The sequence below is a fragment of the Sphingomonas sp. Leaf198 genome (assembly GCF_001424005.1).
GTDB lineage: Bacteria > Pseudomonadota > Alphaproteobacteria > Sphingomonadales > Sphingomonadaceae > Sphingomonas.
Map to the genome: position 1 here is coordinate 86,945 of NZ_LMPX01000003.1, position 15,020 is coordinate 101,964.

Consider the following 15,020-nt stretch of genomic DNA (forward strand, 5'->3'; position numbering starts at 1 on the left):
CGAACAGCCCCCCATCCGTTCGTGCTGAGCGAAGTCGAAGCACTTTCACTTGGGGCATGCCCTTCGACTTCGCTCAGGGCGAACGGAAGTGGGTGGTGCGACCGGAGCAAGGTAGCGCGAACCCGACTACGATGCCCTACCTGCGCGCGGCAAAGAACTCCCGCAGGATCATCGCCGCCTCGGTCTCCGCAATTCCCGCATAAATCTCAGGCCGATGATGACACGTCGGCTGCCCAAAAAACCGCGGCCCATGTTCCACCGCCCCACCCTTCGCATCCGCCGCCCCATAATAGAGCCGCGCGATCCGGGCATGCGCGATCGCCCCGGCACACATCGCGCAAGGCTCCAGCGTCACCCATAGATCGCACCCCTCGAGCCTGTCGCTACCGAGAACCAAAGCAGCAGCGCGAATCGCCTGGATCTCCGCATGCGCGGTCGGATCGCACAACGCCCGCGGCGCATTCGCCCCCGTCGCGATAATAACGCCGTCCTTAACGACAACGGCGCCAACCGGGACTTCCCCAGCCAGCGCCGCATCGCGTGCCGCATCGAGCGCGCGGCGCATAGGGTCGGGAACGCGGAACATGGCCTCAGGCCCTGCCCCGCTGCCCGCGTTCCGTAAAGCTCAGTTCGGTGCCTGGCTGTTGGCCGGCTTCTCGACGTTGATCGTCGGCACCGCCACGGTCTTGTTCTCGGTGCCGAGCGTGACCTTGGCGACGTCGGCCTGGAACTTCGGTGCCTGGACGACGCCCTGGCGGGTCTGGTCGATGTTGATGATCCCGAAATACATCAGGCCGACCACGACCAGCACGACGATCGCGACGAGAGACAAGAGCGTACGCATTGGACATCCCCTTTTATTGAACAGTTCGATAGCGTAACAACGTCGTCGATCGCCGTGGGTTGCACAATGCCCATTGCGGACAACCGCGGGCACGTTTGACGTGAATCGGTTGACGAAAGCCGGCGTGCCAGCTATCCGCGCGCCTTTCCGGGGTTCCTCCCGACACTTGAATAGGTAATCACATGTCGCGCATCTGCGAACTGACCGGCAAGGGCCGGATGGTCGGGAACAACGTCTCCCACGCCAACAACAAGACCAAGCGCACGTTCCTTCCGAACCTGCAGAACGTCACGCTGCTTTCCGATTCGCTCGAGAAGGGCGTCAAGCTGCGCGTCTCGACGCACGGCCTGCGCACCGTCGAGCACAATGGTGGCCTCGACAACTGGCTGGTGAAGGTCTCGGACGACAAGCTGTCGCTCCGCGTTCGTCGCCTGAAGCGCGAAGTCGTCAAGAAGATCGCAGCATCGGCCGTCGCCGCTTAACAGCGACGTCGTACTGCGATTACCGCGGCCCGCCCTGCACCTAGCAGGGCGGGCCGTCGGCGTTTGTAAGGCTAGCGATCCAGCCTGAACTTCAGCAGCAGCGTGCGCTGGAGAAACATCTGGTTGTCGTCCGACACGATCCACACGATCGTCGCGCCGTTCTCGACCGTCGTGTCGATCCCTTCGAAATTATCGTGGATCAGCGGCGCGTCGATCGTCGCGATCAGGCGGCCGCGCGCGACTCGCCCCGCCGCCACATCCCGCGCGACGACCCGCGATATCCGGTTGGACCAACGGAACGGCAGCCTGAAACCGCGATCGAGCACCAGCAGGTCGCCGTTCGGCAATGCGGTGACGTCGGACGGATCGTAGCGGCCATATGGTTCGTAGGCGAAACGTTGCGGCGGCCCGACCTGAGTCGGGTCCCCCGCGAAGATCAGCGCCTGGCGCGTGTGCAGCCGCTCGTCTTCGGACCGACTCCAATCCGAGGGACGCGCATGCGCCACCTCGCTGATGACTACGAACCGGCCATCCGGCATGCGGGCCATCGACTCGGCACCGCCATTGGCGGGCCATTTTCGCATCGCCTCGGGGTTTACGCGGGCCTCGTAGCCGGTGAAACCGGACGAATATCGCCAGATCGCGTTGCGGTATTCGAAACCGACCCAGATCTGGCCAGTGCGCGGGTCGATCGCCATCGACTCGCTGTCACGGTCGCCCTTTTCCCAGCCGATGCCGGGCCCGGCGGGCAGGTTGGCGAACGCGATCGCGTGCGGCCGCCAATCCTGCCCCATGTGGAACTGGACGATATTGCCGCCGTCGCTGAGCAGCGTGAATCGGTCGTCCGTGCCAGAATGTGCGACATCGAGCGACGAGAAGCCGCCGAACGCCGGATCGCGGCTGTCGAGGGCAACGCCGCCGAGATAGGTAAGCCCGCCAACCCGGACATGCCGCGGGTCGGTACGATCGAGCATGACTCGGGTCGCAGTCAATTGCGCGCTCCTGCCGAGCAGGTCGAGCCGCGCTTCGCCCGACCAGGTCGGGACGATCATGTGGACGCTTACGCATACGAACAGGACAATGATCAGGCGCCGCATCGCGTCCTAATAGGGCGTCCGGCGATCCGCGGAAGCATGAACAGCGGATAACGGAGGCATTCAGGCTCAGCTCAATGCGAATCACCCATAAGCGTCTCATCGAGGATGGAAGCACGGCCCCCGCCGCCGCCGAAATCCCCAACGGGAGACGCACGATGTTCAAGACTTTTACACTCGCCGCCAGTGCCCTCGCATTGGGTGCGACCGCCCTCGTTCCTGCCGCCGCCGATGCGCAGCGCTGGGGTCCACGCTACGAGCGTGGCTACGATGGGTATCAGGACGGCTATCGCGGATACGATCGTGGTTACGACCGGAGCGACTATCGCGAGTACCGCGGCAACGACCGCCGCTACAACTACAACGCGCGCAGCCGTCGCGGTTGCGACAACACCGGCGGCACGATCATCGGTGCGCTCGCCGGCGGCCTGCTCGGTCACACCATCGCCGGTCGTGGTGACCGGACGATCGGGACCCTGCTCGGCGCGGCCGGCGGTGGCCTGGCCGGCAACGCGATCGATAAGTCGGATAACCCCGGGTATTGCCGGCGGTAAGCCCGGCAACGCCCGGGCCGGTGCGAGCGAAAGCGAGCAACCGCCGGCGCGGACGGCGGGCAGGCGCTTAGCCTGACCCGACCGACGACGGCTTTGCCGACGTCGCGCCCTGCTTAGGCCACCCCAACCAGTTTCCCAGTTCCCTCGCGTAGCGTATCGAGGGCGAGGGCCGGCTTCTCGTATGGGAGCCGGCCCTTTGTTCGTCTCAATCCGGCACCATAGATGGTGATAGCGCCGTCTCACCTACTCCGTCATCCTGACGAACGTCAGGACCGAGAGCCACGACCTACGGTGGTCAGTTACCCTGGGTCCTGACTTTCGTCAGGATGACGGTAGTGCGTGGATCAGATGACGGTGGTGGGCTCGATCAGGCAATCCGCTCAGGCACTTCCGCCGCATCCTCGGCAATCGCCGCCGCCGGCGCGACTGCCTCCCAGGGAAATACGAACCAGTCCTTCGTCACCGCGCGGTCGATCGTCCGCGCACAATACTCGATCCGCTCGGCCGAACTGACGTTGTCGATCAACATCGCAAACCGCACCGATCCCTCGACAGCACCCGCCGCCGCCAGCGCACCACGTAGATGCGTAATCGTCCGCCCCGAATCATTGATGTCGTCGACAAACAGCAGCCGCTCGCCCTCTCGCGTCCGCGCGGCGAGCTTTACCAGTGGCTCGTCGGCGAAGTCCTTCACTTGGCTAGAATAATCGACCGACAACGTCGGCAACCCGATCGCATGGCTGAGGAACACCGCGGGCACGAGACCACCGCGGCCGATGCCAATGATGTAATCGGGTTTCCACTCGGTATCCTCGACCAGCTTGGCGGCGAGAATGTGGATCGCAGCGACGAACTCGTGCTGCGGGATGGGGGTAAAGGTCGGCATTGTGGGATGCTAGCGGGTCAGGGCGAAGACTTCACCCAAAACCCGCCAGCTTTGCGCCACAGGTGCAACGCCCGGTCCTTGTTTCCCCGCGAAGGCGGCGGGGATCCAGTCTGGGCTCCCGCCTTCGCGGGAGAACAAGGAACGGGAGCTACCGTATCAAGGTCAGATCGTCTCCAGCGCCTGCTCGAAATCGGCGATCAGATCGTCCGGATCCTCCACCCCGATCGAGATCCGGACGAGATTATCCGTGATCCCCAGCGCCTGCTTGCGCGCATCCGGCACCGACAGATGCGTCATGCCCGCAGGATGACTGGCCAACGTCTCGGTCCCCCCCAGCGACACCGCCAGTTTGGCGATCTTCAGCGCATCGAGGAATGCGAAGCTCTCGCGCTCGCCACCCTTGAGATACAGCGAGAAGGTCGAGCCCCCGCCGGTGCAATGGCGGCGATAAATGTCCGCCTGCCGCTCCATACCCGGCTCGTCCTCAAGAAAGCCGAGATACGCGACCCGCTCGACCTTCGGATGGTGGCGGAGAAAAGCGCAGACCTTCGCGGCATTCTCGCCCGCGCGGCTCATCCGCAGTTCGAGAGTCTCCAGCGACCGCAGCAACATCCACGCCGTATTCGGATCGGTGATCGTCCCGATCGTGTTCCGCATCGTCCGGATCGTGTTGATGTGCTCCTTCGACCCCAGCACGCCGCCCGCGACCAGATCCGAATGCCCACCGACATACTTCGTCAGCGAGTAGACGACGATGTCCGCGCCATGCTTGAGCGGCTGGAACCAGAGCGGCCCGAGGAAGGTGTTGTCGATCGCGATCGGTGGCTTCTCGCCCTTGAAGATCGCGTCACGGCTGGCTGCGACCGCCTCGACGTCGACCAGTGCATTGGTCGGGTTCGCCGGGCTTTCCAGATAGATCAGCGCGACGTTACCGGTCGCCGCCTCGGTCATCACCGCGTCGATTTCCTCGCGCGTCGCACCCGCCGGGAAGTCGAGCCACTTGACCCCGAACTTGCCGAGCACGCGGCCGATCAGTGTCTCCGTCGCCGCATACAACGGCCCCGAATGGACGATCGTGTCGCCCGGCTTGACCATCGCGAGGAACAGCGTCGCGATCGCCGACATGCCCGACGAGAAGGCGAGCGCGTCCTCCGCCTCTTCCCAGACACCGAGACGATCCTCGAGGATCTCCTGGTTCGGGCCGTTGAAGCGCGAATAGACGAGCCCCTCGGCCCCGCCCGGACGCTTGCCCGTAACGCCTTCGAAGTGGCGCTTGCCCGCCGCCGCGTTGGGAAACACGAAGGTCGAGGTAAGAAAGATCGGCGGCTTCAGCGAGCCTTCCGACAGCGCGGGATCGTAACCGTGCCCCATCATCAAGGTCGACGGCTTCAGTTTGCGCCCGCCGATCTTCTCGACTTCAGGCTTGGGTGCGACGCGTGCCGCTACGCCGGTCAGGTCCGCTTCGGTTTCGGCGGGGACTGCGCCGGCGTTTTCGGGGGTATCGGACATCAATATGCTCCTGCGTGGCCCGTCTTATGCGAGCCGATGTGCGGAGCCTAAACGACCGGCGAGGGCTTTGGGAGCCGTTACGGGCCCCCGTTACAGACCGATTATGCTGATCTGGCGCCCATAGGAGGGCTCGCCGCGATGGGTCGCGCGCCGATAGCTGAAAAAGCGATCGTCATCGGTGTAGGTGTCGAGCCCGAGCGCCTCGATCCGGCCGATCCCGGCGACCGCGAGCCGGCTGACGACATAGGCCTCCAGGTCGAACTGGTAATGACCGCCCCTGTTCTCGATGGCGCGACCGTCCGCGAAGAAGCGCTCGTTCTCCGGATCCGCTTCGCAGAACCGGCGGATGAAGGCGTCGTCGACCTCATAGCTGGCGCGCGCGATGCACGGCCCGACGGCGGCGACGATCCGGTCGCGGTGCGCACCGATCGCCTCCATCGCGAGGATCGTCGCATCGGTGACGCCCCCGAGCGCGCCCTTCCACCCAGCATGCGCGGCCGCGACGACGCCGGCGTGCGCGTCGGCGAACAATACGGGCGCGCAGTCCGCGGTAAGAATACCGAGCGCAAGGCCGGGGCGGTTGGTGACCAGCGCATCGGCATGCGGGCGGATCGCGTCGTCGAACGGCTCGATCACGGTGACCGCGTCGGCGGAATGGACCTGATAGAGACCGACAAGTCTCGCACCGGGGAGGACGGCCTCGGTAGCGCGACGGCGGTTCTCAGCAATGGCGGCGGGGTCGTCGTCGGACCCGATGCCGACGTTAAGGCTCGCATACGCCCCGGTCGAGACGCCGCCACGCCGTCCGAGAAAGCCATGCGGAATGTCGCCAAGCGCCTTCGCACGGATCGCTCCGATAGTCATAGCGACCGCCCCTCCGATAGCTCCACCCCGACGAAGGCCGGGGCCCAATTGGGGGACGTTGCTGACAGGGGAATGCGCATCGTTACTACGACCTTTCCAATTGGGCCCCGGCCTCCGCCGGGGTGGTACCGTTCCGCGCGATGCTGGTAGCACCAGCCCTCACAGCACAAGCCGCATGATCCGGTCATCATCAGGCTGCTCGCCGACCATGAACACATACCGCCCAATCTCGACGAAGCCGTACCGCTGATAGAACCGGTGCGCCCGGTGGTTGTCCACATAGACGCTGAGAATCATCTCCGTGCGACCATCAGCGCGCGCAACATCGATCGCCCAGTCCATCAACGCAGGGCCGACACCCGCACCATGCTGGTCACCCCGCACATAAAGCTGGTGAAGTTCGATCGCCGTCGCAGGCCAATCGCCCGGAAACGCCACCGGTCCGATCTTGGCAAACCCAACGATCGCACCCGCCTCGTCCACCGCGACACGCACCGTGAAGGCAGGGTCGGACAGCTGCGCCAGCAACCCCTTTTCCCCGAACGCTTGCTCGAGAAACGCGGCGAGGTCTTCAGGCCGGTACAGCGTACCGAACGTATCGGTGAAAGACTGCTTCGCCATCGAGCCGAGTTCTGCACCGTCGGCGGGCACCGCATTGCGATAGGCCATCATGCAAACGCCGCCGGTGTCGGCCAGTTCGGCGCGGTGATCGCGCACGCTTTGAAGAGCGTACCCATGTCGTCCATCAACCTCCTCCGATCCGCCGCCAATGCCTCCGCCCGCGCAGGCGACGCCTTGGCGAGCGCCGACGTCCGCGAATCGATCCCGAGCGCACCGAGCAGGTCGCGCTGCGTCACCGGCCCCCAAGCAACAGCCCCCTCGGCCTGTGCCGCGGCGGCGAGCGTGGTGAAGTCGACATGCGCGGTCAGGTCATGCTCGCCCGGCGCATCGAACGGATTGGCGAACGCATGCCCGCGCACCGCCTGCAACGTGTCGCCGAGCGCCGGCCCCTCATAGCCATAGTCGATCGCGATCAGCGCACCGCCCTGCGCCGCGATCCGCTTGGCGAGACCGCGAATGATCGTCACGGCGGCAGGCGAGGTTTCGAGGATCGAGCCTGCGGGCGCATCGCGAAACGGCTCGGGGATGACGGCATCCGGGAGCGGCTTGCCGGCTATCGGCAAGAACAGCAGGTCCTGCGCCGCGACGAGGCGTTCGTGCCACTGCTCGCGCTTCACCAACTGCCGGATCGGCAGCGCGTCGAAGAACTCGTTGGCGACGACGATCAGCGGGCGATCGGTCGGCAGCGTATCGATCGAGTCGTGCCACGTGGCAGCGGGCACCCGCTCGGCCTGCGCGGCCCGCAGCGCCGGACTGGTCTCGACGAAATGCACCGGAGGCTCGAGCCCTGCCTTCGCCATCGCCCGCGCGGCGTCAGCGGCCAGAGTCCCGCGACCCGGCCCGAGCTCGACCCACGCCACATCCGGGCGGCCAGCACGGTCCCAAAGATCGGCACACCACAGCCCGACAAGCTCGCCGAACATCTGGCTGATCTCGGGCGCGGTGGTGAAGTCGCCCCCCGCCCCCAACGGGTCGCGCGTCGCATAATAGTGCGCGTTCGCCGCCGCCATATACTGCGCGACAGGGATCGGACCCGCGAGCGCAATCGCTCGGGCGAGACGTTCGGGAAGCGCGGTGTCTATTCCCCTTCCGCTTGCGGGAGGGGTTAGGGGAGGGGCTGGATTATCGTTGGCCATGACATTTGCGGCCATGCCCTCCCCCAACCCCTCCCGCAAGCGGGAGGGGGGTCAGGCGACGCTCGCCGTCCCCGCGATCGACTCGACCCGCACCCGCCGCTTGGCCGATGTCGCCACCAGATACGCGCCACCGACGATCATCGGCACGCACAGCCACTGCCCCATGTGCAGCCCGGTATGCTCGGCAAACGCCCGCAGCTGCGAATCCGGCTCGCGGAAGAACTCGACGGTAAACCGCGCGATCCCGTACCCCAGCACGAACAACCCGACGAGCTTGCCCGGGTCATACCGCGCCTTGGTCTTCCAGAACGCGAACCACAGCAGCGCGAACAGGACGATACCCTCCAGCCCGGCCTCGTACAGCTGGCTCGGATGCCGCGCCGGCTCGACCATCCCGAACGGCACGGTGCGCTCGAAGATGATCCCCCACGCGACGTCGGTCGGCTTGCCCCACAGCTCGCCGTTGACGAAGTTCGCCAGCCGCCCGAAGAACAGCCCGAACGGTACGCAGCACGCGATATAATCGTGCACGCGCAGCCAGTTGAGCTGATGCTTCCGCGCAAACAGGATCAGCCCGATCGACGTGCCGATGACGCCGCCGTGGAACGACATGCCGCCGTCCCAGAGCCGGAAGATCCGCAGCGGATGCAGGAACATCTCGGGCGCGTAGAAGATCACATAGCCGAGCCGCCCGCCGAGGATGATCCCGAGCGTCGCGTAGAATACGAGGTCGTCGGCATGCCGGCGCGCCATCGGTGCGCCGGGCTGGGCGAGCAGCTTCAGCAGATACCACCAGCCGAGCAGGATCCCGCCGATATAGGCAAGGCTGTACCAGCGCAGCGTGAAGAAGCCGATCGAGAATACGTCGGGGTGCAGCCCCAAATCCTCGAAGCGGATGTGACTGCCGACGGCAGGCGCTACGGCACCCGCAGCGGCGGTGATGGTCGACAGGATCAAAGGCTTTTCCCCACGCGTTCGCCCCTGCATAAAGGCCGATAACGATAAGACCAAGTAGGAGAGCGATATGCGGACCGAGCTCGATGCAGCTATGGATTCGACGATGGCCGCGCTGACCGCGCCCGACGGCATGCTCGCGCTCGGATCGGCCGAGCGGTTCGGCGTCACGCTGCCGACGATCGCCGCCGCCCCGCCCGCGCTCAGCTATTATTTCGCGCATTATGCCAACGAGCATCGCGACGCCGTCTTCCTCGTCTCGGGCGATGAACGCCTGACGTTCGGTAAGGTCTACGCCGCCGCTGAGCGCACCGCGCGGGCGCTGGTGGGCGGGTACGGGATCGCCAAGGGCGACCGCGTCGGCATTGCGATGCGCAATTCGCCGTCGTGGATCGTCCTCTACATGGGCATCATCATGGCTGGCGGCGTCGCGACCCTGCTCAACGGCTGGTGGCAGTCGGAGGAACTGGAGACCGCGATCGGCGAGGTCGATTGCGCGCTCGTGTTCGCCGATCCGCCGCGGGTGAAGCGCCTCGCGCAGATCGCAGGCCTACGGTCGCCCGTGGTCGAGATCGACGATTCGCGCGAACTCGACGCCGCGCTTGGAGCCGTGTTCGCAAAGGACGATCACACCGCCGACCTCCCGCTGCTCGGGCCGGAGGATCATGCGACGATCCTGTTCACATCGGGCTCGACAGGCCAATCGAAGGGCGCGCTCTCCGAACACCGCGCCGTCGTGCAGGGCATCTTCAACTATCTCGGCCAGGTCATGATGATGGTCGGGATCGCCACCGCGCAAGGCAATCCGCCGGTCGGCCAGCCGGTCACGCTGCTCACGATCCCGCTATTCCACATCACCGGGGAGGTCCCCGTCTTCCTCCAGAGCTTCGCGATGGGGCGCAAGCTGGTGCTGATGCCGAAATGGGATGCAGGCGAGGCGATGCGGCTGATCGAAGCGGAAGGCGTCACCTATTTCGTCGGCGTACCGCTGATGAGCTTCGAGATCCTCAACCACCCCGACCGGGCGAATTACGACCTATCGACCGTCACCGATTTCGCCGCGGGCGGTGCGCCGCGCCCAGTCGATCACGTCCGCCGCATCGACGAGGAAATGGGCGGAAGCGCACCGCTGATCGGCTACGGCCTGACCGAGACCAACGCGGTCGGCACCGGCAACTGGCGCGGCAATTATCTCGCCAAGCCCAACTCCGCCGGCCGCCCCGGCGCGCCGTTGGTCGACCTCGCGATCCTCGACGATGCCGGCCACTCGGTCGACCAGGGCCAGCGCGGCGAGGTCTGCATCCGCACGATCTGCAACTTCAAGGAATATTGGAACCGCCCGGATGCGACCGCCGCGGCGTTCACGTCGGACGGCTATTTCCGCACCGGCGACATCGGTTACCTCGACGAGGACGGCTACCTGTTCATCGTCGACCGCAAGAAAGACATCATCATCCGCGGCGGCGAGAACATCTCGTGCCAGGAGGTCGAGGCGGCGTTGTACGAACACGCAGCGGTCGCGGAAGCCGCCGTGTTCGGCCTCGCTGACGAGCGCTTCGGCGAGGTCCCCGGCGCAGTGGTCGTCACGCGGGACGGCGAAACGCTGACCCCGGACGACCTGACCGCGTTCCTCCACCAGCACATCGCCGCGTTCAAGATACCGCAGCAGATCTGGATTTCGGAAGAGCCGCTCCCAAGACTGGGGACGGAGAAGATCGACAAGGTGTCGCTGAAAGCCACGTACCGAGCGCTCGTCTAAATTCCCTCGCCCCTACGGGGAGAGGGAGGGAGGAGCCGCTTGGCGACGGAAGGGAGAGGGGCAGTGAGACTCCCGGCACAGCCTCGGAGACCCACTCCCCCTCATCCGACGCTTCGCGCCACCTTCTCCCCGTGGGGGAGAAGGATTAGAGCCACCTCATGATCAACAGGCGCAGCATACTCGTCGGCGGCGGCGCGGGGATCGGCCTTGTCGTCGCCTGGGGCCTTTGGCCACGAACCTACGCCCCAAACCTCGTCGCCAACCCCGGCGAAACCCCGTTCGGCGCGTGGCTCAAGATTGGCACCGACGGGCACGTCACCGTTGCCGTCCCGCAAGTCGAGCACGGTCAGGGCGTTTACACCACCCTCCCCCAGATCGTCGCGGACGAACTCGGCGCGGACTGGCGCACCGTCGGCGTCGAGCCCGCCCCGCTCAACCCGCTCTACGCCAACCCGATCGGCACACGCGACCTGTTCGAAGGTCTGCTCGACCGCCTCCCGCAAGGCACGACGCGGCCACCGATGCTGACTGGCGGATCAAGCTCGATCCGGATGTTCGAGCAAGCCTGTCGCGAGGCCGGCGCAGGCGCCCGCGCGCTGCTCTGCATGGCGGCGGCCAAACGCTGGGACGCCGACTGGACCCAGGTCAACGTCGACGCCGGCTTCTGCACCTACCAAACCAAGCGCATCCGCTTCGCCGAACTCGCCGAGGAAGCCGCGAAGTTCACCCTCCCCGATCCCCTCCCGCTCGACATCCAGGGCGCGGGCAAGCTTGTCGGCAAATCCGTCCCCCGCCTCGACACCCCCTCGAAAGTCGACGGCTCGGCCAACTTCGCCGGCGACGTCCGCCTCGCCGACATGGTCCACGCCGCAATCCGCCAGGGCCCGGTCGGCGGTCGCCTGACAAAGGTCGACCGTGCCGCCGCCGACCGCATCCGCGGCGTGCTGTCGGTGGTCGAGAACCCGCGCTGGGCGGCGGCCGTCGCAACGACAGGGTGGGCCGCACAAAAGGCGCTCGACGCGCTCGCACCGCGATTCGAGAACGACATCCCCCTCCCCGATACCAAGTCGATCGACGCAGCACTCGACGCCGCGCTAGCCCGTCCCGGCAAGCAGATGGCGGCCGCAGGCGACGTCGCCACGACCTTCCAGGGTGCCAAGCTCGTCACCGCAAACTACCGCGCGGGCCTCGGTCTGCACGCAGCGATCGAGACCCGCAGCGCAACCGCCTCCTTCTCCAACGGCCGCCTCGAACTCTGGCTGGCAACGCAAGCACCGGGGCTCGCACGATCGGCAGCAGCGCGGGCGGCGGACCTCAGCGAGGATGCCGTCGTCGTCCATCCGATGCTGATCGGCGGATCGTTCGGCGCCGCGCTCGAACACGATGTCGCCGAACAGGCGGCAGTGCTGGCGGTAAAGCTAAGACGCCCGGTCAGCCTCGCCTGGTCGCGTGGCGAGGATTCGCTCCACGATCACTACCGCCCGCCCGCCGTCGCGAAGATGGCCGCACGGCTCGCCCCCAACGGCGCGATCATGGGCTGGTCGGCCAACATCGCTGCCCCCTCGACCGGCGCCGAGATGGCACGCCGGATGATGCCGGGCCTCGCGACCGAAGCCGCGCTGATCGGCGTCAAAGGTGACCGCTACGCCGTCGCGGGCGCGGCGCCAGTCTATCGCATCCCCGCCTATACGGTCGAGCATCACCCTGCCGAGATCGGCATCCCTACCGGCCACCTCCGCGGCGGCGCACACGGCTACACCGCGTTCTTCACCGAATGCTTCCTCGACGAACTCGCGCGCACCGCGCAGTCCGAACCGATGTCGTTCCGCATCGCCATGCTCGGCGGCGAACCGCGACTCGCCCGCTGCCTCTCGACCGCGGCGGCGCTCGGCGGCTGGGACGGCGGCGTCGCCGGCAGCGGCCAGGGGATCGCAGCCCACGCGTTCCGCGGCAGCTACATCGCCGTCATGGCAGAGGCGCACATCGGCGCGGACCAGCGCCCGGTGGTCGACCGCCTCGTCGCCGCGGTCGATTGCGGTGCGCAGATCAATCCCGACATCGTCCGCCAGCAGATCGAGGGCGGGCTGATCTTCGGCATGGCCGCCGCGCTCGGTGCCTCGACCGGCTTCACTCGCGGCCTCGCCGACGCGCGCGGGTTCGACACGATCGGCCTGCCCCGCCTCGCCGACACGCCCGATATCACGGTAGAGGTGATCCGAAGCGACGAAGCCCCCGGCGGCGTCGGCGAACTCGGCGTCCCCGCGGTCGCACCGGCGATCGCCAATGCGCTCTATGCGTCAACGGGCTTCCGCATCCGCAATTTGCCTTTAAGACCAGCGCCATGACCCTGCCCCCCGATCACCCCCCGATTCCGAAACCAAAGATCGGCGTGTTGCTGATGAACCTCGGCACCCCCGATGGCCCCGATGCGAAATCGGTGAAGCGCTATCTCGGCGAGTTCCTGTCCGATTCGCGCGTTGTCGAGATCCCGCAGATCGCATGGCAGCCGATCCTTCGCGGCATCATCCTCAACACCCGCCCGAAAAAGTCCGCGCATGCCTATTCGCAGGTCTGGCGCGAGGACGGCTCGCCGCTCGCTGCGATCACGCGGTTGCAGGCCGCCGCGCTGAAGGATTCGTTCGGTCCGGAAGTGCTGGTCGACTGGGCGATGCGCTACGGCAATCCGTCGATCTCGGACCGGCTGACCGCGATGAAGGCGGCGGGCTGTGAACGCATCCTGCTCGCGCCGCTCTATCCGCAATATTGCGCAGCAACGACCGCGACCGCGAACGACAAGGCGTTCAAGCACCTCGCCGGATTGCGCTGGCAGCCGGCGATCCGCACACTGCCGCCTTACTATGACGACACGCTCTATATCGACGCGCTGAAGGACTCGCTTGAAGAGGGGCTCTCCGCGCTTGATTTCACGCCCGATGCGATCGTCGCCAGCTTCCACGGGATGCCGAAGCGGACGTTGCAGCAGGGCGATCCGTATCACTGCCACTGCCAGAAGACCGCGCGGTTGCTTGGCGAGGGGATGGGGCGCGAGTTGACGATCGCGTTCCAGTCGCGGTTCGGGCCGCAGAAGTGGCTGGGGCCGGCAACCGACGAGACGCTCGTTGCGCTCGCTAGGGCGGGCAAGACCAAGGTGGCGATCTTCGCGCCGGGGTTCTCCGCGGATTGCCTGGAGACGCTCGAGGAACTGTCGATCCGCGGTCGCGAGAGCTTTGAGGAAGCTGGCGGCACGCACTTCGCCTATCTCCCCTGCCTCAACGACAGCCCGGTCGGCGTGAGAATGTTGCGCAGCATTTTGGCACGCGAGCTTGAAGGATGGGTGCGGGCTGGCTAGCCTTCGGCAAAACACTGAGGAGAGAGACTGATGGCACGCGTCGCAATTGTAACCGGTGGTACGCGCGGAATCGGCGAAGCGATCAGTCTCGCATTGCAGGACATGGGCCTGACCGTGGCGGCCACCTATGCCGGCAACGACACGCGCGCGAAGGAGTTCACCGAGCGCACGGGCATTGCGGCCTACAAGTGGGACGTCGCCGACTACGACGCGTGCCAAGCGGGTTGCGCGCAGGTCGCCGCCGATCTGGGCGACGTCGATATCGTCGTGAACAACGCCGGCATCACCCGCGACGGCACCATCCTGAAGATGACGTACCAGGATTGGAAAGAGGTGATGGACACCAATCTTGGCGGTTGTTTCAACATGGCCAAGGCGGTGTTCCCCGGCATGCGCACGCGCAAATGGGGGCGGATCGTCAACATCGGCTCGATCAACGGCCAGGCCGGGCAGTACGGCCAGGTGAACTATGCTGCGGCCAAGTCGGGCATCCACGGCTTCACGAAGGCCCTGGCCCAGGAGGGCGCGCGTGCGGGCGTAACGGTCAACGCGATCGCGCCGGGGTATATCGATACGGACATGGTGGCGGCGGTGCCGGCCGACGTTCTGGAGAAGATCGTTGCGAAAATCCCGGTCGGGCGCCTTGGCCAGGCTACCGAGATCGCGCGCGGCGTAGCGTTTCTGTGCTCGGAGGAGGGCGGGTTCGTTACCGGGTCGACGCTGAGCATCAATGGCGGTCAGCACATGTACTGACGGGCGCAGGCGCGGCAACGTCCGCGCCGATGCCAGCAAGCGGAGCGAGCGGGCAGCGCCCGGCACGGCCGGCGGGTCGGCTAGGCCGAACCCGTCCGACGGCGGCTTTGCCGGCGGCGCTGATTAGATGTCTACCGGATTACCGAGGACGGTCTTGCTTGATCCTGGGCCCCCGCCTTCGCGGGGGAACGAGTAGCGCTGCTTACACCGAACGC

General features: G+C 66.2%; 15 protein-coding genes. 6 read left to right on the forward strand and 9 right to left on the reverse strand.

Going from position 1 to position 15,020, the window contains the following annotated elements; genetic code table 11:
* Nucleotides 1–136 precede the first annotated feature (136 nt).
* Both ASG20_RS12935 and ASG20_RS12940 read right to left on the reverse strand, forming a co-directional pair.
* The gene (locus ASG20_RS12935; protein WP_056054692.1) at nt 137–565 is read right to left on the reverse strand and encodes a nucleoside deaminase; all 429 of its coding nucleotides are present in this window, start codon (nt 563–565) and stop codon (nt 137–139) included.
* A gap of 60 nt (nt 566–625) precedes the next feature.
* Nucleotides 626–844, reverse strand: a complete 219-nt coding sequence (locus ASG20_RS12940; RefSeq protein WP_055874129.1) for a hypothetical protein — start codon at nt 842–844, stop codon at nt 626–628.
* Between the two features lie 182 nt (nt 845–1,026).
* Between ASG20_RS12940 and rpmB the strand changes: the two genes are divergently transcribed.
* Complete coding sequence (gene rpmB, locus ASG20_RS12945) at nt 1,027–1,326, forward strand: 50S ribosomal protein L28 (protein ID WP_056053386.1); 300 nt, start codon at nt 1,027–1,029, stop codon at nt 1,324–1,326.
* Nucleotides 1,327–1,397: 71 nt separating this feature from the next.
* Here rpmB and ASG20_RS12950 read toward each other — a convergent pair whose 3' ends face one another.
* Complete coding sequence (locus tag ASG20_RS12950) at nt 1,398–2,423, reverse strand: esterase-like activity of phytase family protein (protein ID WP_231420603.1); 1,026 nt, start codon at nt 2,421–2,423, stop codon at nt 1,398–1,400.
* Nucleotides 2,424–2,578: 155 nt separating this feature from the next.
* Between ASG20_RS12950 and ASG20_RS12955 the strand changes: the two genes are divergently transcribed.
* Entirely contained in the window at nt 2,579–2,974 is a 396-nt protein-coding gene (locus tag ASG20_RS12955) for a glycine zipper 2TM domain-containing protein (RefSeq protein WP_056054699.1), read from the forward strand.
* Between the two features lie 367 nt (nt 2,975–3,341).
* Here ASG20_RS12955 and ASG20_RS12960 read toward each other — a convergent pair whose 3' ends face one another.
* From ASG20_RS12960 to lgt, 6 genes are all read right to left on the reverse strand, one after another.
* Complete coding sequence (locus tag ASG20_RS12960) at nt 3,342–3,860, reverse strand: phosphoribosyltransferase (protein WP_056053389.1); 519 nt, start codon at nt 3,858–3,860, stop codon at nt 3,342–3,344.
* A gap of 162 nt (nt 3,861–4,022) precedes the next feature.
* On the reverse strand, nt 4,023–5,369 hold the full coding sequence (locus ASG20_RS12965; protein WP_056053392.1) for a cystathionine gamma-synthase family protein: 1,347 nt from the start codon (nt 5,367–5,369) through the stop codon (nt 4,023–4,025).
* A gap of 90 nt (nt 5,370–5,459) precedes the next feature.
* A complete protein-coding gene (gene pgeF, locus ASG20_RS12970; protein WP_056053395.1) occupies nt 5,460–6,233 on the reverse strand; it encodes a peptidoglycan editing factor PgeF in 774 nt (257 codons plus the stop codon).
* A gap of 159 nt (nt 6,234–6,392) precedes the next feature.
* Nucleotides 6,393–6,950 (reverse strand): GNAT family N-acetyltransferase, encoded by a 558-nt coding sequence (locus ASG20_RS12975; protein WP_330218677.1) that lies wholly within the window; start codon nt 6,948–6,950, stop codon nt 6,393–6,395.
* Complete coding sequence (locus ASG20_RS12980; protein ID WP_056053398.1) at nt 6,902–7,990, reverse strand: class I SAM-dependent methyltransferase; 1,089 nt, start codon at nt 7,988–7,990, stop codon at nt 6,902–6,904. Before ASG20_RS12980 ends, ASG20_RS12975 begins: the two co-directional genes overlap by 49 nt.
* Nucleotides 7,991–8,041: 51 nt before the next feature.
* A complete protein-coding gene (gene lgt / locus ASG20_RS12985) occupies nt 8,042–8,977 on the reverse strand; it encodes a prolipoprotein diacylglyceryl transferase (protein WP_056053401.1) in 936 nt (311 codons plus the stop codon).
* 37 nt (nt 8,978–9,014) lie between these two features.
* Between lgt and ASG20_RS12990 the strand changes: the two genes are divergently transcribed.
* The 4 genes from ASG20_RS12990 (at nt 9,015) to phbB (ending at nt 14,805) form a co-directional block, all read left to right on the forward strand.
* Entirely contained in the window at nt 9,015–10,703 is a 1,689-nt protein-coding gene (locus tag ASG20_RS12990; protein WP_056053404.1) for a class I adenylate-forming enzyme family protein, read from the forward strand.
* Nucleotides 10,704–10,861: 158 nt separating this feature from the next.
* Nucleotides 10,862–13,048: a xanthine dehydrogenase family protein molybdopterin-binding subunit gene (locus ASG20_RS12995; protein ID WP_056053409.1), complete on the forward strand. Its 2,187-nt coding sequence runs from the start codon at nt 10,862–10,864 to the stop codon at nt 13,046–13,048.
* On the forward strand, nt 13,045–14,052 hold the full coding sequence (hemH, locus tag ASG20_RS13000) for a ferrochelatase (RefSeq protein ID WP_056053412.1): 1,008 nt from the start codon (nt 13,045–13,047) through the stop codon (nt 14,050–14,052). Before ASG20_RS12995 ends, hemH begins: the two co-directional genes overlap by 4 nt.
* A 30-nt stretch (nt 14,053–14,082) precedes the next feature.
* On the forward strand, nt 14,083–14,805 hold the full coding sequence (gene phbB, locus ASG20_RS13005; protein WP_056053415.1) for an acetoacetyl-CoA reductase: 723 nt from the start codon (nt 14,083–14,085) through the stop codon (nt 14,803–14,805).
* Nucleotides 14,806–15,020 lie beyond the last annotated feature (215 nt).

Bases quoted from the DNA above. Each gene is read 5' to 3' on its own strand.
- phbB (WP_056053415.1), top strand. From the start codon at position 14,083: ATGGCACGCGTCGCAATTGTAACCGGTGGTACGCGCGGAATCGGCGAA.
- ASG20_RS12940 (WP_055874129.1), bottom strand. From the start codon at position 844: ATGCGTACGCTCTTGTCTCTCGTCGCGATCGTCGTGCTGGTCGTGGTC.
- ASG20_RS12990 (WP_056053404.1), top strand. From the start codon at position 9,015: ATGCGGACCGAGCTCGATGCAGCTATGGATTCGACGATGGCCGCGCTG.
- ASG20_RS12965 (WP_056053392.1), bottom strand. From the start codon at position 5,369: ATGTCCGATACCCCCGAAAACGCCGGCGCAGTCCCCGCCGAAACCGAA.
- hemH (WP_056053412.1), top strand. From the start codon at position 13,045: ATGACCCTGCCCCCCGATCACCCCCCGATTCCGAAACCAAAGATCGGC.
- ASG20_RS12980 (WP_056053398.1), bottom strand. From the start codon at position 7,990: ATGGCCAACGATAATCCAGCCCCTCCCCTAACCCCTCCCGCAAGCGGA.
- ASG20_RS12960 (WP_056053389.1), bottom strand. From the start codon at position 3,860: ATGCCGACCTTTACCCCCATCCCGCAGCACGAGTTCGTCGCTGCGATC.
- ASG20_RS12935 (WP_056054692.1), bottom strand. From the start codon at position 565: ATGCGCCGCGCGCTCGATGCGGCACGCGATGCGGCGCTGGCTGGGGAA.
- rpmB (WP_056053386.1), top strand. From the start codon at position 1,027: ATGTCGCGCATCTGCGAACTGACCGGCAAGGGCCGGATGGTCGGGAAC.
- ASG20_RS12995 (WP_056053409.1), top strand. From the start codon at position 10,862: ATGATCAACAGGCGCAGCATACTCGTCGGCGGCGGCGCGGGGATCGGC.
- lgt (WP_056053401.1), bottom strand. From the start codon at position 8,977: ATGCAGGGGCGAACGCGTGGGGAAAAGCCTTTGATCCTGTCGACCATC.
- pgeF (WP_056053395.1), bottom strand. From the start codon at position 6,233: ATGACTATCGGAGCGATCCGTGCGAAGGCGCTTGGCGACATTCCGCAT.
- ASG20_RS12950 (WP_231420603.1), bottom strand. From the start codon at position 2,423: ATGCGGCGCCTGATCATTGTCCTGTTCGTATGCGTAAGCGTCCACATG.
- ASG20_RS12955 (WP_056054699.1), top strand. From the start codon at position 2,579: ATGTTCAAGACTTTTACACTCGCCGCCAGTGCCCTCGCATTGGGTGCG.